The 24,664-nt window shown below is 68.7% G+C and carries 22 protein-coding genes; 13 read left to right on the top strand and 9 right to left on the bottom strand.

The annotated features are described in order from the left end of the window. Positions 1-109: 109 nt before the first annotated feature. A complete protein-coding gene (locus ACSQ9I_RS28395) occupies positions 110-427 on the bottom strand; it encodes a DUF2917 domain-containing protein (RefSeq protein ID WP_093109964.1) in 318 nt (105 codons plus the stop codon). Between the two features lie 82 nt (positions 428-509). On the opposite strand from ACSQ9I_RS28395, the gene ACSQ9I_RS28390 reads away from it, so the two are divergent. Further along, the gene (locus tag ACSQ9I_RS28390; RefSeq protein ID WP_436305874.1) at positions 510-1,442 is read left to right on the top strand and encodes a LysR substrate-binding domain-containing protein; all 933 of its coding nucleotides are present in this window, start codon (positions 510-512) and stop codon (positions 1,440-1,442) included. A 3-nt stretch (positions 1,443-1,445) separates the two neighbouring features. Here ACSQ9I_RS28390 and ACSQ9I_RS28385 read toward each other — a convergent pair whose 3' ends face one another. Together ACSQ9I_RS28385 and ACSQ9I_RS28380 are read right to left on the bottom strand one after the other, a co-directional pair. After that, entirely contained in the window at positions 1,446-2,054 is a 609-nt protein-coding gene (locus tag ACSQ9I_RS28385; RefSeq protein ID WP_436315361.1) for a L,D-transpeptidase, read from the bottom strand. Between the two features lie 76 nt (positions 2,055-2,130). After that, a complete protein-coding gene (locus ACSQ9I_RS28380; protein WP_436305872.1) occupies positions 2,131-2,430 on the bottom strand; it encodes a proteophosphoglycan ppg4 in 300 nt (99 codons plus the stop codon). Positions 2,431-2,614: 184 nt separating this feature from the next. Here ACSQ9I_RS28380 and ACSQ9I_RS28375 point away from each other — a divergent pair, with 184 nt between their 5' ends. The 3 genes from ACSQ9I_RS28375 (at position 2,615) to ACSQ9I_RS28365 (ending at position 4,601) form a co-directional block, all read left to right on the top strand. After that, entirely contained in the window at positions 2,615-3,322 is a 708-nt protein-coding gene (locus tag ACSQ9I_RS28375) for a ProQ/FINO family protein (protein ID WP_093109967.1), read from the top strand. A gap of 285 nt (positions 3,323-3,607) precedes the next feature. Further along, a complete protein-coding gene (locus tag ACSQ9I_RS28370) occupies positions 3,608-3,826 on the top strand; it encodes a hypothetical protein (RefSeq protein WP_093109968.1) in 219 nt (72 codons plus the stop codon). A gap of 1 nt (position 3,827) precedes the next feature. Next, on the top strand, positions 3,828-4,601 hold the full coding sequence (locus tag ACSQ9I_RS28365; protein ID WP_436315360.1) for a hypothetical protein: 774 nt from the start codon (positions 3,828-3,830) through the stop codon (positions 4,599-4,601). A gap of 10 nt (positions 4,602-4,611) precedes the next feature. On the opposite strand, the gene ACSQ9I_RS28360 is transcribed toward ACSQ9I_RS28365, so the two are convergent. Beyond that, on the bottom strand, positions 4,612-6,789 hold the full coding sequence (locus ACSQ9I_RS28360; RefSeq protein ID WP_436315359.1) for a malate synthase G: 2,178 nt from the start codon (positions 6,787-6,789) through the stop codon (positions 4,612-4,614). A 204-nt stretch (positions 6,790-6,993) separates the two neighbouring features. Between ACSQ9I_RS28360 and hisC the strand changes: the two genes are divergently transcribed. Then, a complete protein-coding gene (hisC, locus tag ACSQ9I_RS28355) occupies positions 6,994-7,989 on the top strand; it encodes a histidinol-phosphate transaminase (protein WP_436315358.1) in 996 nt (331 codons plus the stop codon). Positions 7,990-8,013: 24 nt separating this feature from the next. Here hisC and ACSQ9I_RS28350 read toward each other — a convergent pair whose 3' ends face one another. Then, complete coding sequence (locus ACSQ9I_RS28350) at positions 8,014-8,754, bottom strand: IclR family transcriptional regulator (protein ID WP_436315357.1); 741 nt, start codon at positions 8,752-8,754, stop codon at positions 8,014-8,016. A 104-nt stretch (positions 8,755-8,858) separates the two neighbouring features. On the opposite strand from ACSQ9I_RS28350, the gene ACSQ9I_RS28345 reads away from it, so the two are divergent. Beyond that, a complete protein-coding gene (locus ACSQ9I_RS28345) occupies positions 8,859-9,791 on the top strand; it encodes a hydroxymethylglutaryl-CoA lyase (RefSeq protein WP_436315356.1) in 933 nt (310 codons plus the stop codon). Then, positions 9,784-10,977 carry a CaiB/BaiF CoA transferase family protein gene (locus tag ACSQ9I_RS28340; RefSeq protein ID WP_436315355.1) on the top strand — a complete coding sequence of 398 codons (1,194 nt, stop codon included), beginning with the start codon at positions 9,784-9,786 and terminating at the stop codon, positions 10,975-10,977. The genes ACSQ9I_RS28345 and ACSQ9I_RS28340 overlap by 8 nt, the downstream gene beginning before the upstream one ends. A 152-nt stretch (positions 10,978-11,129) precedes the next feature. On the opposite strand, the gene ACSQ9I_RS28335 is transcribed toward ACSQ9I_RS28340, so the two are convergent. Genes ACSQ9I_RS28335 through ACSQ9I_RS28320 form a run of 4 tightly spaced genes read right to left on the bottom strand, consistent with a single transcriptional unit; the run spans position 11,130 to position 14,533 of the window. Further along, positions 11,130-11,588 carry a chromate resistance protein ChrB domain-containing protein gene (locus tag ACSQ9I_RS28335; protein ID WP_436315354.1) on the bottom strand — a complete coding sequence of 153 codons (459 nt, stop codon included), beginning with the start codon at positions 11,586-11,588 and terminating at the stop codon, positions 11,130-11,132. After that, the gene (locus ACSQ9I_RS28330; RefSeq protein WP_436315353.1) at positions 11,585-12,208 is read right to left on the bottom strand and encodes a rhodanese-like domain-containing protein; all 624 of its coding nucleotides are present in this window, start codon (positions 12,206-12,208) and stop codon (positions 11,585-11,587) included. The genes ACSQ9I_RS28335 and ACSQ9I_RS28330 overlap by 4 nt, the downstream gene beginning before the upstream one ends. A gap of 10 nt (positions 12,209-12,218) precedes the next feature. Continuing rightward, a complete protein-coding gene (chrA, locus tag ACSQ9I_RS28325) occupies positions 12,219-13,592 on the bottom strand; it encodes a chromate efflux transporter (RefSeq protein ID WP_436315352.1) in 1,374 nt (457 codons plus the stop codon). Beyond that, a complete protein-coding gene (locus ACSQ9I_RS28320) occupies positions 13,589-14,533 on the bottom strand; it encodes a chromate resistance protein ChrB domain-containing protein (protein ID WP_436315350.1) in 945 nt (314 codons plus the stop codon). The genes chrA and ACSQ9I_RS28320 overlap by 4 nt, the downstream gene beginning before the upstream one ends. 97 nt (positions 14,534-14,630) lie before the next feature. On the opposite strand from ACSQ9I_RS28320, the gene ACSQ9I_RS28315 reads away from it, so the two are divergent. From ACSQ9I_RS28315 to ACSQ9I_RS28290, 6 genes are all read left to right on the top strand, one after another. Continuing rightward, on the top strand, positions 14,631-15,590 hold the full coding sequence (locus ACSQ9I_RS28315; RefSeq protein ID WP_436315349.1) for a LysR family transcriptional regulator: 960 nt from the start codon (positions 14,631-14,633) through the stop codon (positions 15,588-15,590). Next, a complete protein-coding gene (locus ACSQ9I_RS28310; RefSeq protein WP_436305858.1) occupies positions 15,587-16,045 on the top strand; it encodes a DUF2214 family protein in 459 nt (152 codons plus the stop codon). The genes ACSQ9I_RS28315 and ACSQ9I_RS28310 overlap by 4 nt, the downstream gene beginning before the upstream one ends. 5 nt (positions 16,046-16,050) lie before the next feature. Continuing rightward, positions 16,051-18,090 carry a spermidine synthase gene (locus tag ACSQ9I_RS28305; RefSeq protein ID WP_436315347.1) on the top strand — a complete coding sequence of 680 codons (2,040 nt, stop codon included), beginning with the start codon at positions 16,051-16,053 and terminating at the stop codon, positions 18,088-18,090. A gap of 23 nt (positions 18,091-18,113) precedes the next feature. Next, a complete protein-coding gene (locus ACSQ9I_RS28300; protein ID WP_436315346.1) occupies positions 18,114-20,183 on the top strand; it encodes a spermidine synthase in 2,070 nt (689 codons plus the stop codon). Between the two features lie 145 nt (positions 20,184-20,328). After that, complete coding sequence (locus tag ACSQ9I_RS28295; protein WP_436315345.1) at positions 20,329-21,945, top strand: ShlB/FhaC/HecB family hemolysin secretion/activation protein; 1,617 nt, start codon at positions 20,329-20,331, stop codon at positions 21,943-21,945. A gap of 152 nt (positions 21,946-22,097) precedes the next feature. After that, a complete protein-coding gene (locus ACSQ9I_RS28290; protein WP_436315344.1) occupies positions 22,098-24,656 on the top strand; it encodes a two-partner secretion domain-containing protein in 2,559 nt (852 codons plus the stop codon). The last annotated feature ends 8 nt before the right edge of the window (positions 24,657-24,664 follow it).

Raw genomic sequence — 24,664 nt, 5'->3', positions numbered from 1 at the left:
GAAAGTCGATGGCCGGCGCCTCCCAAGCAAAACGCCGTCCCGAGGGACGGCGTGCATCGGTGCATCCAGGGCCACGAGCGTCGATAGTTCTACGCTCGGGCCCCAATGGTCAAGCCGGGGACATCCCGTGGGGCCGGAGTCGCCAAGGCGACCGTTCGCGCGACTTGGCCGAATGTGCCGGCAGCGCCGCCGGCCGCGAGCCGGAGACGGTGATGCACGACGGCTCCAGCGCCGACACCAGCATGCGCCGGTGCGAATCGCCTTCGAAGCGCTCGCCGGGCTCCAGCACCACGTCGCGCGGATCGTTGTCGAGCGTGACCCAGACGGTGCCGCTGCGGCACTCAATGCCGACGCCGGCTGCGTCGGGCAGGGTGAAGATGGCGCGCTTCGCCAGGCTCAGGTGGAAGCGGCTGGTGTCGGTTGTCATGGCGGACTCCTTTGCATTCGGTATGAGAATGAATATAGTGAGTGAATCCCTGTATGTCACACGGTCATCCGGAACTCATTGCATGCGTGCTGAGAATGCGAAACTCTTTTCCGCCGCGGCCGACCTGCCGCCCCTGGAGCTGCTGCGCAGCTTCGAGGCGGCGGCGCGCACGCTGAGCTTCACCCAGGCGGCCGGCGAGCTTTTTCTCACCCAGTCGGCAGTCAGCCGCCAGATCCAGCAGCTCGAAGCCAGCCTCGGCGTGCTGCTGTTCGAGCGCCGCCATCGAGCGCTGGCGCTGACGGAGGCCGGCGGCGTATTGCAGCGCGCCGTGGTCGAAAGCCTGGAGCGGCTGCGCGACGCCACCGCGCGCCTGCGCGCCGCGCCGGCGCCGCGCCAGGTGGCGATCACCTGTACGCCGGGCTTCGCGTCCTTCTGGCTCATCCCGCGCCTGGCGCGCTTCACGGCCAACCATCCGCTGGTCGACGTGCGGCTCTCGGCCACGCTCGAGGTGCTCGACCTGGAGCGCAGCCGTCTCGACATCGCGGTGCGCTTCGTGCCGATCGAACGCGGCACCGGGCCGGCGCTGTTCGAGGAGTCGGTGATGCCCCTGTGCGCGCCGCAGGTGGCCGCCCTGCTGCGGGTGCCGGACGATCTGGCGGACCAGACCCTGCTGACCATCGAGATGCCGAAGCACAGCGAGGCGCCCACTGTCGATTGGGAACCCTGGTTCGAGGTGATGGGCCTGCCCGAACTGCGCATGAAGAACACCATGCGCTTCACCCAGTACACCGACGCGGTGGCGGCCGCCGTGGCTGGGCAGGGCGTGGTGATCGGCCGCCTGCCGTTGTTGCGCGAGCTGGTGCAGAGCGGGCAGTTGGTGGCGCCCTTCAGCGAAGGCGCTGCATCGCGTCGCGCCTACTTCATCGAGAGTTCGCGCCGCGCGGCCGGCAATGCCGACGCGCAAGATTTCGTGCGCTGGCTGCGCGCCGAGGCCGAGGCGGCGCAGCGCGCCTGAGCTTCAGCGCGCATCGGCCGCGAAGCTGAACAGTTCGGCGGCGGGAGCGGTCTCGGGCAGCACATAGACCAGGCCGCGCGAGGCGCCGAGCGCAGGCTTCACATACGCGTCGTAGAAATCGGCCGGCACATTGATGCAGCCGTAGGAAATGCGGTTGTCGTCGACGCCGGGAGAAGCCAGGCGTTCGAGGCGGCGCTCGGACTTCTCGGTGGCGCGCACACGGTGCATCGACACGGCCGCGCCGTAGTCGACCCAGACGATGTCTTCGCCCTGCATGTTGCGCCCCGGCTCGGAGACGAAGCGGCCGGCCGGCGTGGTGCGCTCCTCGGGGCGGATCTCCGACATCTTGCGTTCGCCGATGCCCGGCACCGATCGATCGCCGCGGGCCAGGCCCAGCAGCACCGGCGCGTCGCCGCGCAGGCGGCCGTCGGCATCGAACACGAAAACTCTCGCGTTGCGCTTGTCCACGATCGCGAACGGCCGCTGGGCGCTGTCGCCCGTGGCCACCGCGCGCTGCGCGAACTGCGCGATCTCCGCGGGCGCATCCGCTGCTGCTGCGGCGGCGGCCGAGCAGGCCGCCAGACAAAGGACGAAAGAGGTGAAGCGCTTCAATGCGTCGACTCCGAATGGACTGAAAAAGCCGGGCATGCAGCCCGGCTCGTGGCGAAAAATGCTATCTCACAGCACCTCAGTTGCGGTCTGCGCGCGGCGGAGACATCGGTGCCGGCGTCGTGGTGTCGGTGCTGGGCGCGGGCATGGCTGCAGGTGCCTGGCTTTGGCTCGGGCTTGTGGTCGTGCCCGGGCTTGTCGGCGTCTGAGCTTGCGCCACGGAGGTGCCGGTCGAGCCCATCGGGCCGCCCGCGGGACTTTGCTGGCCGACGGCGGTGGCCGGATCGGGTGACGAAGTCGTCGGTGGCGTGGCCTGCGCAAAGGCAAAGCCGCTGGCGCCTAGCGCGAGGACGGCGAGAAGATGCTTGCGTGCGTTCATGCGATTACTCCTTGAGGACGGACTGAGGGTTCGATGGAATGCGCCGGCCCGAATGACCAGCTGCGTTCAACTTAGGCGACCCCTGTGCATGCGCCGGGTCGGCACCCGGCGCGCAGTCCTGTAGGAAGGAGACCACGCGGCATTACAGTCCGGGGCAACCATATCGAGAGAAAAGTTTTTTCTGATGACCGACACCGCTCCCGCACCGACCACCGAAAACAAGAAGAAGGAAGGCGGCCGCCCCCGCCGCAAGCCCCAGTCCCAGGACGCCAAGGCGCCCAAGGCCCCGCCGCGTCCGCGCAAGGTGAACCCCGTGCTCGAACGCCTGTTCGAGCTCTACCCGAAGATGTTCGGCGCGCGTTTCCTGCCGCTCAAGCTCGGCGTGTTCCAGGACCTGCTGGCGCTGCACCCCGACGAATTCAAGAAAGAGGACCTGAAGATCGCGCTGGGCCTTCATGCGCGCTCCACCCGCTACCTCGAGGCGGTGGCCGCGGGCGAGAAGCGCCATGACCTGAACGGCTTGCCAGTGGAAGACGTCGCGCCCGAGCATGTTCACCACGCGATCCTCGAAGTGTTCCGCCGGCGCCAGGCGCGCACGGCCGACGACTTGCGGCCCCAACTGCGCGCGCGGCTGGTCGAAGCCATCGAAGCCTCGGGCCTCTCGCGCGAGGAATACATGCTCGTCGTTCGCACGAACGACGAGGCATCGAACGCCGTGCTCGACGAGGCCTTCGCCGAATGGGGTGCGCGCACCGCCAAGCGCGAGGCGCTGCTGCGTGCCTTCGAGGCCAGCGGGCGCAGCGTGGCGGAGTTCGCGGAAATGTATGGGATGGATCCGGCCGAGGTAGGACGGACGCTGGAGCGCGCGCGGGCGCGCGCGCAGTCCGAGTAGCCACACGAACGCAACCGCCGTCGTCTTCGCGCCACAACCACCGGCTCTGCGCTTGCAGGCGGTGGCCGGTCTCGCCACAATCCGCGCTTCGTTTCAGCAAGCGTTTGCTGTGCGTCCGGTGACGATCAACCTCCCTGACGAGCTTTACTTTCCATGAACCGTTTTCTGAACTTCTGACCCGCACTCCGACCGCCCCGGCCGGACGTGCATACGTCCCGCCGCGGCCCGTCGACACAACGGCCCCGGCGCAGCCATCTGCCGGGGCTTTGTTTTTGGAGTGCGGATATGAGTTCGCGACGCAGGGCGCGTGACGACGACAAACGTCTCGCCCGTTTTTACTTTCCGCTGCCGGCCGCGCCGGCGCCGCGCAACCCCGTGGTTGCCGCGATGGCGCATCGCGCGTCGAGCCAGGGTGCAGGCCGGCACTTGCGCAGCCGCCGCGCCGAACGGCGCGCGCAACGCGTGGCCTTGCAAAAAGCCGTGCGATGGATCGAGGAGCCTTGAGATGCGCGAGGACATGGACAAGGTCATCGTCGAGCGCCCCCGTCGCGGCGGCGGCGTGCAGGGCGACGGGCGCATCTGGCGCAACAGCAGGGATCGCGGCGCGCACTTGGGCATGCAGCGCGGATACGCGCACCCCAAGGGTTTCAACGAGAACCTCGCGCCGCTCAAGCGCTGGTTGCACAAGCAGGCGCACCGGCCGTGGGACGCGGTGTATTCCGAGCTGTGCAGGGGCATCGACCGTCGCAACACGGTGCAGGCCCACATCCATCAGCACGTCGACCAGTTCGTCGAACGCGAGACGCGATGGATCGATGGCATGGTGATGGTCTGGCGCCGTTGGCCTGGACCTCCGGCGTGGGTGCCGGTGCGCGAGCATTCATACACCGAACTGTTCGTTCACCCCGTCACCGGCGTGTTGTTGCCGAATCGAGGCCAGCACAAGGCGCGGCAGCAGGAGCGGGCGCGACGGGTGCAGCGGCACACGGACCAACCCTATGCCGAGTACCACGTGATCGACAGCGTCACGCAATGGCATCGGGTCGATGGTTGCTGGTTCGAAGTGAGGCTCGCGCCGCTGCCGCTCGGCACGGGAGCGACGGCAGAGCGCTATGACGTGCTGCGCCGCTGCAAGGTGACCCGCGCGCACACGCGCCAGCCGCCGGCGCCCGGTGTGCCGGCGACGCGCGCCATGTATGGACAGGACTGCGTGTACGCGGTCGCCAAGCGGCAGCTCAGCCGCCGGGAGGTGCAGTCGCGCCTGGCCGGCGGCGCCTGAAGACTCGGCGTCAGGCCTCGCCCGCCTTCACCTTCAACCGCCAAGCATGCAACAGCGGCTCCGTGTAGCCGCTCGGCTGCGCGATGCCCTTGAACACCAGCTCCTGCGCCGCCTTGTACGCGGCCGAGGTCGCGAAGTTGCCGGCCATGTTCTGGTAGAGCGGATCGCCGGCGTTCTGCCCGTCGACCACCGCGGCCATGCGCTGGAAGGTGGCGTCGACCTGCTCTTTGGTCACCACGCCATGCAGCAGCCAGTTGGCGATGTGCTGGCTCGAGATGCGCAGCGTGGCGCGGTCTTCCATCAGGCCCACGTTGTGGATGTCGGGCACCTTGGAGCAGCCGACGCCCTGGTCGATCCAGCGCACCACGTAGCCGAGGATGCCCTGCACGTTGTTGTCGAGCTCCTGCTGGCGCTCCTCGGCCGACCACTTCGCTTCGGGCACGACCGGCACCTTGAGCAGTTCGCCCAGGATGTTGTCGCGCTCGGCGTTGGCGTCGGTCTTCTCCAGCTCCTTCTGGACATTCGCCACGCTCACCTGGTGGTAGTGCAGCGCATGCAGCGTTGCGGCGGTGGGCGAGGGCACCCAGGCGGTGTTGGCGCCGGCCTTGGGATGGCCGATCTTCTGTTCGAGCATCGCGGCCATCAGGTCGGGCATGGCCCACATGCCCTTGCCGATCTGCGCCTTGCCGCGCAGGCCGCAGGACAGGCCCACCAGCACGTTGTTCTTCTCGTAGGCCTGGATCCACGGCGTGGTCTTCATGTCGCCCTTGCGCAGCATCGGGCCGGCGTGCATGGCGGTGTGCATCTCGTCGCCGGTGCGGTCGAGGAAGCCGGTGTTGATGAAGGCCACGCGCGCGGCCGCTTCGGCGATGCAGGCCTTGAGGTTGACGCTGGTGCGGCGCTCCTCGTCCATGATGCCCAGCTTCACGGTGTTGGCCGGCAGGCCCAGCATCTCTTCGACGCGGCCGAAGAGCTCGCTCGCGAAGGCCACCTCGGCCGGGCCGTGCATCTTCGGCTTCACGATATAGACGGAGCCGGTGCGCGAGTTGCCCTTGCGCTTCAGGTCGACGGTGGCGATGGTGGTGGTGATCACCGCGTCCATGATCCCTTCCGGAATCTCCTTGCCGCCGCCATAGAGGATGGCCGGGTTGGTCATCAGGTGGCCCACGTTGCGCACGAACATCAGCGAGCGGCCGTGCAGGCTGACCGGCCGGCCGTCGGCGCCTGTGTATTCGCGGTCGGGGTTCAGGCCGCGCGTGAAGGTCTTGCCGCCCTTGGCCACTTCCTCGGTCAGCGTGCCCTGCAGGATGCCGAGCCAGTTCGAGTAGGCGAGCACCTTGTCGGCGGCGTCGACCACGGCCACCGAGTCCTCGAGGTCGAGGATGGTGGAGAGCGCGGCTTCGAGCACCACATCGCTGATGCCGGCGGGGTCGGTCTTGCCGATGGCGGTCGTGCGGTCGATCTGGATGTCGATATGGATGCCGTTGTGCTTGATGAGCACCGACTTCGGCGCCGCCGCGTCGCCTTGGTAGCCGGCGAACTGCGCCGGGTCGGCGAGGTGGGTGCTGCTGCTTTGCAGCGCCACCACGAGCTGGCCGTCCTTGACCGAGTAGCCGGTCGCGTTCTTGTGCGAGCCGTTCTCGAGCGGGGCCGCCTGGTCGAGCACGCCGCGCGCGAAGGCGATCACCTTGGCGCCGCGCGCCGGGTTGTAGCCCTTGCCCTTCTCGGCGCCGCCGGTCTCGGGGATCGCATCGGTGCCGTAGAGCGCGTCGTACAGCGAGCCCCAGCGTGCGTTGGCGGCGTTGAGCGCGTAGCGCGCATTGAGGATCGGCACCACCAACTGCGGGCCGGCCTGCAGCGCGAGTTCGGCGTCGACGTTGGCGGTGCTGGCCTTCACGTCCTTGGGTTGCGGCAGCAGGTAGCCGATCTTCTCGAGGAAGGTGCGATACGCCGGCATGTCGGCGATCGGACCGGGGTGGGCCTTGTGCCAGGCGTCCATTTCGGACTGCAGCCGGTCGCGTTCGGCCAGGAGCGCGATGTTCTTCGGCGCGAGCTCGCCGACGATCGCGTCGAAGCCCCTCCAGAAGGTCGCGCTGGCCACGCCGGTGGCGGGCAGCACCTTGTCTTCGATGAAGCGATGGAGCTCGTCGGCGACCTGGAGGCCGTGGACGGTGGTGCGGGCGGTCATGTTCTCTACTCCTTGAAATCGAATGCAGCCGAAGACTTTATTCGATACCTGGCTGATCAGTAAGAGCCGTGCGCGGGTTTTATCAATGACCAAATTGAAGGTAATCGCGGCCCGCCCAGGCTTCGGCTCAAAGGGTAGGCCCTGATAGGAGCCATGTACATGCCCCGGATAATTTAACTTCTTAAATAATTACGATTCGAAGCGATGATCCTGCTGGCATCCAACGAAAACCCGCTCGGCATGCCCGAATCGGCGCGCCGCGCCGCCGCAGCAGCGCTGGAAGGCGCGGGCAACTACCCCGACAGCAACGGCACCGCGCTCAAGCATGCGCTGGCCTCGCGGCTGGACGTGCCGATGGACTGGCTGACGCTGGGCAGCGGCTCGAGCGAGATCCTCGAGCTGGCGGCGCAGGTGAGCGTCAAGCCCGGCGAAGGCGTGGTCTATTCGCAATACGGCTTCATCGTCTATGCGCAGGCGGCGGCCCATGCCCATGCGAGAAGCACCGTGGTGCCGGCGCGCGATTTCGGCCACGACCTCGACGCCATGCGGGCGGCCATCGGCGAAGACACGCGCCTGGTCTTCGTGGCCAATCCCAACAACCCGACCGGCACCTTCATCGAAGCGGGCCCGCTGCTCGAATTCCTGCAGGCGGTGCCGGCGCACGTCACGGTGCTGCTCGACGAGGCCTACACCGAGTACCTCGCACCGGCACAACGCTACGACAGCATCGCCTGGGTGCGGCGCTTCCCGAATCTGATCGTGGCGCGCACCTTCTCCAAGGCCTACGGGCTGGCCGGGCTGCGCATCGGCTACGGCGTCGCGCAGCCGGCGCTGGCAGCGCGCCTGAATGCACAGCGGCCGCGCTTCAACGTGAGCACGCCGGCCCAGGCCGCAGCGGTGGCGGCGCTGGCTGACGCGGCCTTTCTCGCGCGCAGCTACCAGCTCAACACCATCGGGCGGGCGCAACTCGCGAACGGGCTGCACGAGCTCAGGCTGGCTTCTATTCCGTCGTCGGGCAACTTCGTGATGGTGCAGGTCGGGGAGGGGCGCACCGTGCATGCGCGCCTGCTGGCCGCCGGCATCGAGGTCTCGCTGCTCGACAACTACGGCCTGCCGCACTGGCTGCGCATCACGGTCGGCCTGGCCGAGCAGAACGAGGCCGTGCTTGACGCGCTCCGCGACAACGCGCCAGCACGCTGATCCCGCTCGGCAAAGTCCGGTCCTTCAAACCTGCCCGCTGAGTCGGCTCGCGGCGGCGCGCACGGGTTCGATGTGCCGCTCGTCATAGCGATGCGCCGGCATCGTCAGCGTGAGCGCCGCGGCCAGGCGGCCGTCGGCGTGGAACACCGGCGCCGAGATGCCGCCCAGTTCGGCCGAGCGGTCGCCGACCATCGCGCAGTAGCCCTGGGCGCGGATGGCGTCGTAGAGCTTGCGCTCCTTGCTGCCGCGCGGGCGTTCGGCCTCGGGGCCGAAGGCGATCAGGATGCGGGCGCCGGCGCCGCGGTCGTTGGGCAGCAGGTCGCCGGCGCGCACGTGGTCGCGTACCACGTGAGGTGAGTCGACGCGGTAGAGGCACAGGCGCGCCCAGCTGTCGCCCTGGTCCTGACGCACGTGGTAGGACGCGCTCTCGCCGGTGGCCGCGACCAGCTCGCGCAGCACCGGAGGCACGATGCGGTCGAGCGAGAGCGAGGCCGCGTAAAGGCCGTGCAGCCGCGCGATCTCCATGCCGAGCGCATAGCGGCCGTCCTCCTGCCGGCGGATCAGGCGCGCATGCTCGAGCGAGGCGAGCAGGCGCAGCACCGTGCTCTTGTAGAGCTGCGTGCGTTCGGCGAACTGCGCCAGCGTCAGCGCCTCGTCGCCGGGCCGGAAGCATGAAAGTAGGCTCAGCGCCCGATCGACCGCAGCGGCGCCGCCCGGCGCGGCGTTGAGGTCGGAGACCGATTCGGTGTGGGCTTTGCGGGGCATGGTTTCGGGTTGACAGTGGAGGGCGTGCTGCGGTCTAATTCTGTAAAACAGAATTTAGTTCTGTTAGATAGAACTGTCAAGCGCCCTTCAAGGAGACAAGCCCGATGACAAGTCCCGATGTCCTCATCAGCGAGGTCGGCCCGCGCGACGGCCTGCAGTCCGTCAAGGCGACGATGCCCACGGACAACAAGCTGCTCTGGATCGATGCCCTGTACGCCGCCGGCGTGCGCGAGATAGAGGTTGCCTCCTTCGTGCCGGCCCGCCTGCTGCCGCAGATGGCCGACGCTGCTGAGGTGGTGCGCCACGCCGTCACGCTGCCCGGCCTCACGGTGATGGCCTTGGTGCCCAATCGCAAGGGCGCCGAAGCCGCGCTCGCGGCGGGCGTGCACAAGCTCACGATGCCGGTGTCGGCCAGCGCCGCGCATTCGCTGGCCAATGTGCGCAAGACGCGCGAAGAGATGGTCGAAGAGGTGCGCGCCATCGCCGAACTGCGCCGCGAGATCGCGCCGCAGGTGAAACTCGAGGCCGGCATCTCGACCGCCTTCGGCTGCACGCTGCAGGGCGAGGTGCCGGAAGACGAAGTCATTTGGCTGGCCGCGCAATGCGTGGCCGCGGGCGCCGACGAATCGGGCCTGTCCGACACGGTCGGCTATGCCAACCCGGCGCAGGTGCGCCGTCTCTTCAGGCGCCTGCGCGCCGAGCTCGGCGACAAGGCCGGCGCCGCCCACATGCACAACACGCGCGGCCTGGGCCTGGCCAACTGCCTCGCGGCCTACGAGGAGGGCGTGCGCACTTTCGATGCCTCGCTCGGCGGCCTCGGCGGCTGTCCCTATGCGCCCGGCGCATCCGGCAACGTTGTCACCGAAGACCTGGTCTTCATGTTCGAGGCCATGGGCGTCGCCACCGGCATCGACATCGAAAAACTCATCGCAGCGCGCGCGCCGCTCATGGCCGGCCTGCCGGGCGAGCCGGTCTACGGCATGACGCCCGAGGCCGGCCTGCCCAAGGGATTCATCCAAGGAAAAGCACATGTCTGAGCAAAACAATCCCCTGCCTTACGAAGGCGTCCGCGTCGTCGAATTCACCCACATGGTGATGGGCCCCACCTGCGGCATGCTGCTGGCCGACCTCGGCGCCGAGGTCATCAAGGTCGAGCCGATCGAAGGCGATGCCACGCGGCGCCTGCTGGGCTCCGGCGCCGGCTTCTTCCCCACCTTCAACCGCAACAAGAAGAGCATCGCGCTCGACCTCAAGAAGCCCGAGGGCGTCGAGGCCGCGCTGCGCCTCATCGCCACCGCCGACATCGTGAGCGAGAACTTCAAGCCCGGCACGATGAAGAAGCTGGGCCTTGACTACGAGAGCCTGAAGCAGCTCAACCCGCGCCTGATCTACGTGAGCCACAAGGGCTTCCTGCCCGGCCCCTACGACCATCGCACCGCGCTCGACGAGGTGGTGCAGATGATGGGCGGCCTGGCCTACATGACCGGCCGTATCGGCGACCCGCTGCGCGCCGGCACCAGCGTCAACGACATCATGGGCGGCATGTTCGGCGCCATCGGCGCGATGGCGGCGCTGCGCCAGCGCGAGCAGACCGGCCGCGGCTGCGAGGTGCAGTCGGCGCTGTTCGAGAACAACATCTTCCTGGTCGCGCAGCACATGATGCAGTTCGCCGCTACCGGCAAAGCGGCCGATCCGATGCCCAGCCGCATCTCGGCCTGGGCCGTGTACGACGTCTTCACCGTCAAGGACGGCGAGCAGATATTCCTGGCCGCCGTCAGCGACAAGCAGTGGACCATCTTCTGCAAGGCCTTCGGCCTCGAGGAGATGCTGGCCGATCCGCGTTTGAAGACCAACAACGACCGCGTGCTCGCGCGCGACTGGATGATGCCGATGCTGCGCTCGCACCTGGCGGGCCACAGCGCGGCCGAACTGAGCGCTGTGTTCGAGAAGAACGAGCTGCCCTTCGCGCCCATCACCAAGCCGCAGGATCTGTTCGACGATCCGCACCTCAACGCCACCGGCGGCCTGGCGCCGATCCGCATGAACGACGGCAGCACCTCGAAGGTGCCGCTGATGCCCTTCACGCTCGGCGGTGAACGCCCGGGCATCCGCATCCAGCCGCCGCTGCTCGGCGAGCACACGAGCGCGCTGCTGAAGGAGGCCGGCTACAGCGACGCGCAGATCGCCGAACTGAAGACGCAGAACATCACCAGCGGAGACTGAACCCATGACGCCTAGATTGAGCCCCGTATAGGGCCTCCAGCGCGGCAACGGCCTGCTCGATGCGTTCCACGCGAAAGCGCTTGGCCTTCGTTCCTTCCGGCTTGGGGAAACAGGGCCAGTTCGGTGCCGCCGCAGCGGCGGGCCCTGCCCCCTCAGGCCGTCATCAGCGGCGGCCAGTTGTGCGTTTCGCCGCGCCCCTCGCGGCACCATGCATATAGCGCGTCATACATCACCAAACCGTGGCGCAGCATCTCGTGGTCGTCGGCAAACATGCGGGACAGACCGAGCGAGATGGCGTACAGCCCCGCCGACTGCGGCGTGAGGTCCAGCCGCGAGGTGTCGGCTCCGCGAACGATGGCGGCCAGCTGCAGCAGCGACGGCTCGTCGAGACGGTACTTCGCCAGGAAGGCGTCGAAACTGCACAGCGCGCCGACGTGGCTCATCTCCACTCCTGGGATGTCGTAGGGCGTGGCGCCGGTGTCCGCCGCGATGCGAAGCACCTCCGGCGCCGGCACGTAGAGGAACTCGGCCTCGCGGTCGATGAAGCGCAGGATCAGCCAGGGGCAGGCAATGCGGTCGATCTTCGGGCGTTCGCGGGTCACCCACTTCATGATGTTCCTCCTTGCTTGCCGGGCTTGGCGGCGAGTGGTTGCCCGGCGCTCTGCCAGCCGTCGATACCGCCGCGCAGGTAGCGCGCCTGCAGGCCCGCGGCGCGCAGGCGCATCGCCGTCGAGCGCCCCACCTCGTGGCCGTAGACGCAGTAGACGACCACCTCGCGGTCGGTGGGCAATTCGCCGGCCCAATGGCCGACGGCGGCCGGGTCGCGCCAACGGGCGCCGGGAATCATCGATGCCGCCTGTTCGAACACGCCGGCGCGACGCACGTCGAGCAGCAAGGCGTCCGCGACCTCGTCTTGGCTCGCACCGAAGGGCTCGCTCGCCGCATGCACGGCCTCCCGGTAGCGCTCGTACACCGGATTCCAGTCGATGGCGGCGATGAACGCTTCGATGTCTTCCTGCTTGTCGACGGCCAGGATCGGTATGCCGTCGCCGCCGGGCGCCTGCTGATTGACGAGCGTGCCCTCGCGCGGCTGGAACATCAGCAGCACGGAGTTCGAAGCGCCACCGGGCGTCCTGGCCATCGCGATGAACTCCTCGCGCCAACGCTCGACGCTGCCGAAATTGGCGGCCAGGGCCAGCGCCATCGGTGGGGGCAGGACGGATGCATCCATGGAACTCTCCTCAGGGGAAAAGCAGCGGCCTGCCCAACGTGACGGCGAGCCCCGCCAGTGCGCAGGCGCCGAGCAGCGGCATCACGCCGAGCTTGAAGCGGAACAGGGCGATGGCCGCGGCCACGACGATGACGGCGGAGACGAGATCGAAGCGGCCGCCGAAGCCCTGCGGCCACAGCACGTGGTACGCGAAGAACAGTGCGAGATTCAGGATCACGCCCACCACCGCCGCGGTGATCGCGGACAGCGGCGCGGTGAAGCCCAGCTTGCCGTGGGTCGACTCGACCAGCGGCCCGCCCGCCAGGATGAAGATAAAGGAGGGCAGGAAGGTGAAGAAGGTGACGACCGTGGCAGCCAGTGCCCCGCCGAGGAACAGCGCATCGGGTCCCAGCGCCTGCTTCGCCCATCCGCCGACGAAGCCCACGAAGGCCACCACCATGATCAGCGGGCCCGGGGTCGTCTCGCCGAGGGCCAGGCCGTCGATCATCTGCGCGCCGCTGAGCCAATGGTGCTGTTCGACCGCGCCCTGGTAGACATAGGGCAGCACCGCGTAGGCGCCGCCGAAAGTCAGCAGCGCCGCCTTGGTGAAGAACCAGCCCATCTGCGTCAACGTGCCCTGCAGGCCTTGGATGGCGACGAGCGCGCCCATCGCCAGCGCCCACGCGCCCAGCCCGACGGCCAGCAGCTTCGCCAGGTGGCTGCGCGAGAAGCGCGCGTGTGCCGGCGTCGGCGTGTCGTCGTCGATCAGCGCCGGTCCGTAGCTCTGCTGTTGGCTGCCGTGGCCGCCGCCGAGCGCGAACACCGCGGGCGCCCGGCGCGCGCCGAAGTGCCCGATCAGCCCGGCCGCGAGGACGATGGCCGGGAAGGGCGTGTCGAAAGCGAAGATGGCCACGAAGGCCGCCGCCGCGATGCCCCACATCCAGGGGTTCTTGAGCGCGCGCGTGCCGATGCGGTGCGCCGCGTGCAGCACCAGCGCCGTCACGGCCGGCTTGATGCCGTAGAAGATGCCGGCCACCACCGGCACATCGCCGAAGCGCAGGTAGATCCACGACAGCGCGATCAGGATGAAGAGCGAGGGCAGCACGAACAAGGCGCCGGCGACGATGCCGCCCCAGGTGCGGTGCATGAGCCAGCCGATGTAGGTGGCCAGCTGCTGGGCCTCCGGACCGGGCAGCAGCATGCAGTAGTTGAGCGCGTGCAGAAATCGCTTCTCGCTGATCCAGCGCCGGCGCTCGACCAGCTCGGTGTGCATGATCGCGATCTGCCCCGCCGGCCCGCCGAAGCTGATGAAGCCGAGCTTGAGCCAGAAGCGGAAGGCCTCGCCGAAGCTGACGGGGTCGGGCGCGGCGATCGCCTCGCCCGTTTTCTCCAAAGTGGCGCTCACGAAGATGCTCCCGGCGCCGCATACAGCGCATCGAATACGGCCGCCGCGGCGGCGATCAGCTTGTCGTCCTTGGCGTGCACTTCGCGCAGGCCGCCCAGTACCGCTTCCAGCCCGGCCGCTTCGGGCACGGGGATGCCGCCGACGTCGAGATAGTGCACCGCGCCGGCGACGCGCTGCAGCCTCGGATCGGATTCCAGGCCGAAGCTCGCGGCCATCACCTCGAAGGTGACGCGCGTCCCGACGTGGGTGAAGCGCGCGCCGTCGTAGTCGAAGCCGATGGCGCCGCGCGGCGTGCGAACCGGGGCGCGGGCCCCGTCCAGCCAGACGAACTCGGCCGCTGGGTCGATGAAACGCCGCACCAGCCAGGCGCAGGCCAGCCGGTCCACCCACGGGCGCGCGCGGGTGGCCCAGCGCTTGCCCTGGAATCGGGCCCGATCCAGTCGCTCGATGCCGTCGTTCGGGCGCGGCTGCGGTTCGCCCTTGGAGAACCTGGCGTCGAGCGTGCGCCGCAGCGCCAGCAGTTCGGACTCGGCCTGTTCGGCGGCCGGGCCGGGGTAGTAGTCGATGCCGCGCAAGCCCTGCAGCGCGTCGGCCACGCCGCGCAGCCGGCGCCTGGCCTCGGTTTCGGCCAGGCCTTCGAGTTCGAGCTGCAGCGCCGTCGCGGTTTCGCGCCACTGCGCATAGGCATCGGCGCGATCGAACTGCGCCAGCACCTCGACGCGCTGGGCTTCGTCGCGCGGCGCGAGCGTCATCACCGACGCCGTGCCGCCGTGCTCGCGCACCTCGGCGGCCAGGGACTCCAGGATCGATGCGTGCGCGTCGGGCAGCAGGTAGGCGCCGTCGCGCAGCGCCGCGCACCCCAGCGCCTTGAGCGCCCGCCAGATGCGCAGGCGCACCGCGTTCGGCTGGGTCGGAAGGGTGACGATCAGGATGGCCCACATGGTGAGTAGCATACGCTACAAACAATGTAGTATCAATATCAAAATTCGGAGCTGGGATTGGTGGCGCCGGCAGCGCATGCATCATTGACGCCCCGCCATGGACAGACTCAAGCAACTCGAATCCTTCGTCGCCATCGCCACCCGCGGCAGCCTCACGGCCGCGGCCAAGGCCGAGGGCGTGGCGCCGGCGATCATGGGCCGGCGCCTGGATGCGCTGGAGGAGCGCCTGGGCGTCAAGCTCCTGCTGCGCACCACGCGCCGCATCACGCTCACGCACGAGGGCAGCGCTTTCCTCGAGGACTGCCAGCGCCTGCTGGTCGAGCTCGCGAACGCCGAGGCCAGCGTGAGCGCCGGCGGCGTCAAGGCCGCCGGCCATCTGCGCGTGACGGCACCGGCGGGCTTCGGCCGGCGCCATGTCGCGCCGTTGGTGCCGCGCTTCCACGAGCTGCATCCGGAGGTCACGATCTCGCTCAACCTCAGCGACCGCGTGATCGACGTGGCGGGCGAGAGCTACGACTGCGCGGTGCGCGTGGGCGATCTGCCGGACTCCTCGCTGGTGAGCCTGCGCCTGGCCGACAATCGGCGCCGCTGCGTCGCCACGCCCGAGTTCGTGCGCCGGCACGGCGCGCCGCGGCATCCGGGCGAGCTGGCGCGCTTCGCCTGCCTCAGCCTGTCGAGCGATGCCTCGCAGACCCGCGGCTGGGCCTTCCGCGTGCCGACCGCGGGCGGCGAGCACGAAGTGATCTACCTCAAGCCGACCGGCCCGCTCGATTGCTCCGACGGCCAGGTGCTGCACGACTGGTGCCTGGCCGGCCACGGCATCGCCTGGCGCAGCACCTGGGAGGTGGAGGCCGAGATCGACGCCGGCCTGCTGGTGCCGCTGCTCGACGAGTTCGCGGCGCCGCCCAACGGCATCTACGCGGTGTTCCCGCAACGCAAGCACCTGCCGCTGCGCGTGCGGCTGTGGCTCGATTTTCTGAAGGCGCAGTATGCGCGGCCGGAGTTCTGGGGCGGCACAATCGCTGGGCAGTCGAAACAACAGGAAAAACCACGATGACCCTCGAAGCGATCCTTGCCTCCCTGCACATCCTGGCCATCCTCACGATGGTGGTCTTCATCTCGAGCGAAGCCGCGCTGTGCCGCGTGCAGTGGCTCAACGCCGCGGTGGTCGAGCGCCTCGCCAAGGTCGACATGGTCTACGGCTTCTCCGCCATCGCCGTGCTCGCGACCGGCGTCGCGCGCACCTGGTGGGGCATGAAGGGCACCACCTGGTACTGGACCAATCCGCTGCTGCACGTGAAGCTCACGCTCTTCATCATCATCGGCGTGATCTCGATCTTCCCGACGCTGACCTACTTCCGCTGGCGCAAGGCGGTGCGTTCCACCGGCACCCTGCCGAGCGAGGCCGAGATCAAGAAGACCCGGCGGCTGGTGATGATCCAGGCGCACCTGCTCGTGCTGATCCCGCTGGTCGCCGTCTTCCTGGCACGCGGCTTCGGCGCGCGGAGCTAGCCTGCATGAAGCCGGCCTACGTCAAGGCGCTGTTCGCCGGCACCATCTTCACCAGCGCCTTCCTGCTGTTCCTGGTGCAGCCGCTGATCGCCAAGCAGATCCTGCCGTGGTTCGGCGGCTCGGCGGCGGTGTGGTCGGTGTGCATGGTGTTCTTCCAGGTGGTGCTGCTGGCGGGCTACGCCTACTCGGACTGGATCACGCGCCGGCTGAGCGTGCGCGCGCAGACCCGGCTGCACGTCGCGTTGCTGCTGGCGAGCCTGGCTTTCCTGCCGATCGTGACCAGCGCGCGCTGGAAACCGACCGGTGCCGAAGATCCGACCTGGTGGATCCTCGGCCTGTTGATGGGCACCATCGGCCTGCCGTACTTCCTGCTCTCCACCACCGGGCCACTGGTGCAGTCCTGGGTGGCGCGCACGCCCTGGGGCGCGCAGGTGTACCGCTACTTCTCGCTGTCGAACCTGGCCTCGCTGGTCTCGCTCTTGAGCTACCCGGTGCTGATCGAACCGCGCAGTACGGTGCTTCAGCAGAGCTATGGATGGTCATGGGGATACGGTCTCTTCGCCGTGCTGTGCAGCGCCACCACGCTCTATGTCTCGCGCCGCTGGGCCGCGAGCACGGTCGTGCCCGCCTCGAAGGTCGATCGCGCCACCGCCGTGCCCGACGCGCCGCCGCGCACCGCCGACTACCTGCTGTGGCTGGCGCTGCCGGCGCTCGCGTCCTGGCTGTTGCTGGCGGTCACCAACCACATCACGCAGAACGTGGCGTCCATCCCCTTCCTGTGGGTGCTGCCGCTGTCGGTGTACCTGCTGACCTTCGTGCTGACCTTCGAGAGCGACCGCTGGTACCGCCGCGGCGTGGTGCTGCCGGCGGCGGCGGTCATGCTGGTGCTCTGCGCCTTCGGGCTGCAGGACAACATCGGTTCGAACGTCAAGACCGGGCTGCCGATCTATGTCGCCGGCCTGTTCGTCTTGTGCATGTTCCTGCACGGCGAGATGGCGCGGCTGCGCCCGGGCGCGCGTTACCTCACGCGCTTCTATCTCATGCTGTCGCTCGGCGGCGCCGCAGGCGGCGTGACGGTGGGGCTGGTGGCGCCGCACGTGCTGCCGGCCTACTACGAGCTGGGCATCGGCCTGGTGCTCGTCGCGCTCGCCGGCGTGGCGCTGCTGCGCACCCGGCGCATCCTGCTGTTTTCGACGCTGGCGCTCGCCGCCTGCTGCGCGTGGTTCCTTGTGCTGCAGGTGCGCCACGACGTGACTGGCGCGCGGCGCATGGTCCGCAATTTCTACGGCACGGTGATCACGTTCGACTCGCACCGCGCCGATCCGGCCGATGACGTGCGCCAGATGTACCACGGCTCGGTCAAGCACGGCGAGCAGTACCTGGCGCCCGCGCGCAGGCGCGAGCCGACGGCCTACTACGGCCCCGACTCCGGCATCGGGCGGGCGATCGCCGCGGCGCCGCTGCGGCCGCGGCGCGTCGGTGTGATCGGGCTCGGTGCCGGCACGCTCGCGGCCTACGGCCGGGCCGGCGACGTCTACCGCTTCTATGAGATCGATCCGCAGGTGTACAAGCTAGCGGACACCGAGTTCAGCTTCCTCGCCGACAGCGCCGCGCGCATCGAACGCGTGACTGGCGACGGGCGGCTGGCGCTCGAGCGCGACAGCCCGCAGGCCTTCGACGTGCTGGCGGTCGATGCGTTTTCGGGCGGCGCGGTGCCCGTCCACCTGCTCACTGCCGAGGCCATCGATGTCTATCTGCGGCACATGCAGCCGGGCGGCGTGATCGTCTTCAACGTCACCAACCGCTACATCGCGCTGGCCCCGGTGATCCAGAAGATCGCAGACTCCAAGGGCCTGCACGGGGCGCTGGTTCACGACGAGGCGGAGAGCACCCCGTTTCGCGCCACCGACTACGTGCTGGTCACGCGCGATCCGCAGGCGCTGATGCGCCATCCGATTCGCGGCGCGACCTCTGCGCCCGAGCCGATTGCGAGCCTCGAGCCCTGGACCGACGATTTCAACAATCTCTTCAGCGTGCTGAAGTAGGGTCCGGGTCCGAGAACGCCTGCATGACGATCAAGGGGTTCTCGCGAGGCGCGGCCGGCATGCGGCCGGCCTACGTCAAGGCACTGTTCGCCGGCACCATCTTCGCCAGTGCCTTCCTGCTGTTCCTGGTCCAGCCGCTGATCGCCAAGCAGATCCTGCCCTGGTTCGGCGGCTCGGCCGCGGTGTGGTCGATCTGCATGGTGTTCTTCCAGGTCGTGCTGCTGGCAGGTTATGCCTACTCGGACTGGATCACGCGTCGGCTCGGCGTGCGCGCGCAGGCGCGGCTGCATGTCGCGCTGCTGCTCGCGAGCCTCGTCTTCCTGCCGATCGTGACCAGCGCGCGCTGGAAGCCCACCGGTACCGAAGACCCGACGCTGTGGATCCTCGGCCTGCTCGTCGGCACCATCGGCCTGCCGTACTTCCTGCTCTCCACCACCGGGCCGCTGGTGCAGTCCTGGGTGGCGCGCACGCCCTGGGGTGCGCAGGTCTACCGCTACTTCTCGCTCTCGAACCTGGCCTCGCTGGTCTCGCTCCTGTGCTATCCGCTTTTGATCGAACCGCGCAGCACACTGCTGCACCAGGCCTGGGGCTGGTCGGTGGCTTACGCCGTCTTCGTGCTGCTGTGTGCGAGCACCACCTTGTACATGGCGCGGAACTGGACCACGGCCACGCAAGCCGCGCCCGCGTCCGCGCCGGCCGCTGCGCCGGCCGCGAAGCCGCGCGGCACTGACTACCTGCTCTGGCTCGCGCTGCCGGCGCTCGGTTCGTGGCTGCTGCTCGCCATCACCAACCACATTACGCAGAACGTGGCGGCCATCCCCTTCCTGTGGGTGCTGCCGCTGTCGGTCTACCTGCTGACCTTCGTGCTCACCTTCGAGAGTGACCGCTGGTACCGCCGCCGCGTGTTCCTGCCGCTGGCCGCAGCGATGCTCCTGCTGTGCGCCTTCGGGTTGCAGCACCGCATCGGCACCAACATCAAGACCGCGCTGCCGATCTACGTCGTCGGCCTGTTCGCCCTGTGCATGTTCCTGCATGGGGAGATGGCCCGCATGCGTCCCGCGGCGGCCTGGCTCACGCGCTTCTACCTGATGCTCTCGCTCGGCGGCGCCATCGGCGGCGTGAGCGTGGGGCTCGTCGCACCGCATGTCTTGCCGGCCTACTACGAGCTGGGGCTCGGCCTGGTCCTGTGCGCGCTGGTTGCTGCCGCGCTGTGGCGCCGCAAGCGCATCGGCCTCGCGGCCTCGCTGGCGCTGGCCGGTTGCTGCGCCTGGTTCTTCGTACAGCAGGTGAAGAGCGATGCGGTCGGCATTTTTCGCATGGAGCGCAATTTCTACGGCGCGCTGCTCACCACGGAAACGCGCAGCGGTGCGAAGGGCGCGATGCGCAAGCTCTATCACGGCTCGATCAAGCACGGCGAGCAGTACCTCGCGCCCGCATTGCGCCGCGAGCCAACGACTTACTACGGGCCCACCTCAGGTATCGGACGCGCGATCGCCGCCGCGCCGGCGGGCCCGCGCCGCGTCGGGCTGATCGGCCTCGGCGCCGGCACCCTGGCGGTCTACGGCCGGCCGGGCGACATCTACCGCTTCTATGAGATCAACCCGCTGGTCTTCGAGCTGGCCGATCGCGAGTTCAGCTTCCTGGCCGACAGTGCGGCGCGCATCGAGCGGGTGCTGGGCGATGCCCGGCTCGCGCTGGAGCGCGAGAGCCCGCAACGATTCGACGTGCTCGCGGTCGATGCCTTCTCGGGCGACTCGATACCCGTTCACCTGATCACGGCAGAGGCGATGGATGTCTATCTGCGCCACATGCAGCCCGGCGGCGTGATCGCCTTCCATGTGAGCAATCGCTACCTGGCCCTGGCGCCAGTGGTCGACAAGATCGCGCGCGCCAAGGGCCTGCACGCGGCGCTGGTGGTGGACCAGCCAGACAAATCGACGAGCCTGCACGAGACCGACTGGGTGCTGGTGTCGCGCGACCCGCAGGCCTTGGTGCGCGACCCGATCCGCGGCGCCACTTCCGTCCTCGAGCCGATCCCGGGCCAGAAGCCCTGGACCGACGACTTCAACAACCTCTTCAGTGTGCTGAAGTAAGAAAAGTGCTGCGGTCTTCCCTCGATTGGCGGCACTAGGTCACACGAGGAGAAGTTATCGACGGTCCTTTGGCCGGCGTTGCGCCTTGCCGCCGGTATAACCCGCCGGCGGCAATCCGCTCCCGCTACTTCGACCTGGCCTCCCAATGAAAACAACCAAAAGCGGGATGCGGCTGCGTCGTACCCAGATGTTCCTGATCTTCGCGGCCTTCGCCGCTGCCGCGCCTGCCGTTCAGGCCGCCGACGAGGCTGGCAGCAGCGGACCCCGATTTGCCATTTCCCGCTTCGCCGTGGAGGGCAACAGCCTGCTGTCCGGCGCAGAGGTCGATGGCCTGCTGGCTCCTTTTGCCGGCCCGGCGCGCAACTTCGGCGACGTGCGGCGCGCGGTGGAAGCGCTGCAGCAAGCGTACCGCCGGCGCGGCTACAGCGTGGTCCTCGTGCAATTGCCCGAGCAGGAGCTCGCCCAGGGCGTGGTGCGCGTCAAGGTGATCGAGCCGCGCGTCGGCCGCGTCGCGGTGGAAGGCAACAAGACCTTCTCGACCGCCAACATCCGCGCCAGCCTGCCGGCACTGAAGGAAGGCGCCACGCCCAACATCCGCGACGTTTCGGCGAGCCTGAAAGTGGCCAACACCAATCCCGCCAAGCAGATCACGCTGGCGCTGCAGGCTGCCGAGCAGCCCGAACAGGTCGACGCCGTGGTCCGCGTGGCCGAAGACAAGCCATGGCGCATCGGCCTCGCCGCCGACAACACCGGCAACGCCGAGATCGGCCGCACGCGCCTGAGCACTCTCTACCAGCATGCCAACCTCTGGGGCCTGGACCACGTGGCGAGCCTGCAGTACATCACGTCGGCCGAAAAGCCTTCGAAGCTGAGCGTGTTCGGTGCGGGCTACCACGTGCCGCTGTATGCGCTGGGCGATTCGCTGGATTTCTTCGCCAGCCATTCGGACGTGAACTCCGGCATGCTGACGGCCGGCGTGCTGAACCTGCAGGTCAGCGGCAAGGGAACGGTCCTGGGCACGCGCTACAACCACAACCTGCCGCAGTGGGGCGACCTGAGCTCCACGCTGATCTACGGCGTCGACTGGCGGACCTACAAGAACGACATCGACCTCGAGGGCGCCCAGCTGGGCGGCGAGGTCACGGTCCATCCGCTGTCGCTCGGCTATTCCGGCCAATGGGCCCTGCCCGCCGCCATGCTCGGGGTCCAGCTCATCGGCCTGCAGAACATCCCCGGCGGGTCGAACGGCCGCAGCGAGGATTTCGCCCGCCAGCGCGCCGGTGCCTCGGCCAGCTACCGCATCCTGCGCTACGGCGCGGCCTACAGCCGGCGGCTGGCGGACGATTGGCAGCTGCGCCTGCAGTTCAACGGCCAGGCCACCCGTTCGGCACTCATCTCCGGCGAGCAGTTCGGCGCCGGCGGCGCCGGTTCGGTGCGGGGCTTCCAGGAGCGCGAGGTCGCCGGCGACAAGGGCCAGTTCGCCAACGTGGAAATCCAGACGCCCAATTGGTGCCCGTCCACGGCTGCCATCGTCGTGCAATGCCGCGCGCTGGCCTTCGTCGACGCTGCCAGCGTGTCGCGCAACAAGGCGCTGCCCGGCGAAGAGCAGCGCACGTCCATCTCCAGCGCGGGCCTGGGGCTGCGATTCGCCATGGACCGGCGCGCCAGCCTGCAGGTGGATTACGCCCGCGTGCTCGACGGCGGCGGCTTGCGCGCGTCCGGCGACAGCCGGGTGCACGTCGCCCTGTCGCTTTCCTACTAAGAAGCACTACTCGCACCCCATGCTTCATGCGCCGGGGTCGGGCCTGCCCGATGAACAACTACTAAGAAGCACTACTCGCACCCCATGCTTCATGCGCCGGGGTCGGGCCTGCCCGATGAACAACTACTGACATGACCCGAGGGATGAAAAAAATGAAAACAACCCACGCACGAACTGCACGGGGCTTGCTGGCAGCCGCGCTCATGCTCGCCGGCACGGGCGGGGCTGTAGCCCAGACCGTCGTCCACGGCCAGGCCAGCTTCCAGCAACTGGGCAATGTCCGCGCGATCACCAACACCCCGGGCACCATCATCCAGTGGCCCGGGTTTTCGATCGCGGCGGGCGAGGTCACGCGCTTCATCCAGCAGAGCCCCACCAGCACGGTGCTCAACCGCATCACGGGCCAGGAGCCTTCGCTGATCCTGGGCGCGCTGCAGTCGAACGGCCGCGTCTTCCTGGTCAACCCCAACGGCGTTGTGTTCGGCGCCGGTTCGCGGGTGGACGTGAACGGGCTGGTGGCCTCCAGCCTGGCGATCTCCAACAGCGATTTCCTGGCCGGCAGGATGAACTTCAATGCCGGCCCCGTGGCGGGCCGCGTCGCCAACCAGGGCCGGATCTCGACGCCGGAAGGCGGCCACGTGGTCCTGATCGCGCCGGACGTCCAGAACAGCGGCCTCATCCATTCGCCCGGCGGCGACGTGGTGCTGGCCGCGGGGCGCAGCGTGAAGCTGGCCGACAGCGCCAACCCGGCCCTGCACGTCGTGGTTAGCGCGCCGCAGGACCAGGCCGTCAACCTGGGCGAGATCGTGGCGCAAAGCGGGCGCATCGGCATCTACGGCAACCTGGTCAACCAGCGCGGGCTGGTCAGCGCCGACAGCGCGACGGTGGGCGCCGGCGGGCAGATCGTGTTCAAGGCCAGCGGCGACCTGCTGCTGGAGGGCGGCAGCCTGACCAGCGCCACGGGTGCCGGCACCGGCACCGGCGGCACCATCCATCTCCTGGGTGAGCGAGTGGGGCTGACGGGCAACGCGCGCGTCGATGCCAGCGGCGATGCCGGCGGCGGCACCGTGCTGGCCGGCGGCGACTACCGCGGCCAGAACCCGGCCATCCCCAACGCCCAGCAGCTCTACGTTTCCGGCGACGCCAGCATCCGCGCCGACGCCATCGAATCCGGCAACGGCGGCAAGGTGATCGCCTGGTCCGACGGCACCACGCGCGTCTACGGCAGCATCAGCGCCCGCGGCGGCGCCCGCTCGGGCGACGGCGGTTTCATCGAGACCTCGGGCCGCACGCTGGACATGCGCGGCCGCGTCGATACGCGCGCGCCGAACGGCCGCACCGGCACCCTGCTGCTGGACCCGACCAACATCTACATCGCGAACGACCAGGCCAGCGCCACCGCCGCCGGCATGGTGGGCACCGATAGCTCGGCCGCCACCTTCGTCGCCACCGGCGCAGTGAGCGACTCGCTGCTGACCGTCGGCACGCTGCAGGCCGCGCTCGCCAGCAGCATGGTGGTGGTCACCACCGACAACGCGGCGGGCACGGGCGCCGGCTTCATCCAGGTGGTCGACCCCGTGACGTGGACCAGCGACACGAGCCTGGCGCTACATGCCGCCGCGGGCATCAACATCAACGGGGCCATCACCGGCGGGCCCGGCAGCCGGCTCGAACTGCGCACCGCTGCGGGCGACATCAACCAGACGGCGCCCATCACCGTGGTGACGCTGTCGGCCCGCGCGGACACCGGATCGGTCAACCTCACCCACGCGGGCAACCAGGTGCAGCAGCTGGCCGGCTTTGCCGGCGGGGCCGGCGGATTCAATTTCCGCGGCAACAACACGCCCTTGATCATCGGCATTGCCGGCCCCGAAACCGGCATCACTTCGCTGGGCAGCGGCCCCATCAACATCGACGTCGCCGGCAACCTCACGCTGCAAAGCCCCGTCAGTTCGCAGGCGGGCAACATCGTGCTGACCTCCGCGGCCACCTTCGACAACCAGTCCACCGTGGATTCGATCAGCGGCCGCGTGACGGCGCAGGGCATCGTGCTGCGCCCCTCGCTGGCCGATTGCATGGCCGACACGGCGCTGACAGGCTGCGCCGCGGTGCTGCCGACCCTCGCGGCCTGCCAGGAAAATCCGGCCACCGCCGGCTGCTCGGTCGTGTTGCCGCCGCCTGCGCCGCCCCTGTCACCTGCGCCTGCGCCAGCGCTCCCCACGCTGAGCGTATGTATCGCCGACCCGGCCATGGACGGCTGTACCGCCGTGCTGCCCAGCCTGGCCGCCTGTACCAGCACGCCCAGCATGCCCGGATGCAGCGTGATCCTGCCGAGCCTCGGCACCTGCACGGCCGTGCCCACGCGGTCGGGGTGTTCTGCCGTGCTGCCAACGTTGTCGCAATGCATCAGTGCACCCAGCACGACGGGTTGCTCCGCCGTGCTGCCGAACCTCGCCGCTTGCACCGCGACCCCTGCACTGATGGGCTGCTCGGTCGTGCTGCCACCTGTGCAGACCACCCTCTCGTCAACGCCCCTCACCCAGGCCGTGAACACGACCGTCGACATCATCAACACCGTCAGCTCCACGGTGTCTCAGCCGGTCGTCAAGTCGGAATCCAAGAAAGAAGCGACCAAGGAAGAAACAAAGGAAGCGGCGAGCGACACGGTCGGCGCCAAGAACGAGCCGACCAAGAAGATGTACTGCAACTAACCGGGGCC

This window comes from Variovorax sp. LjRoot84, assembly GCF_964254305.1.
Classification (GTDB): Bacteria; Pseudomonadota; Gammaproteobacteria; order Burkholderiales; family Burkholderiaceae_C; genus Variovorax.
This window is presented reverse-complemented; position numbering and strand designations above follow the sequence as displayed.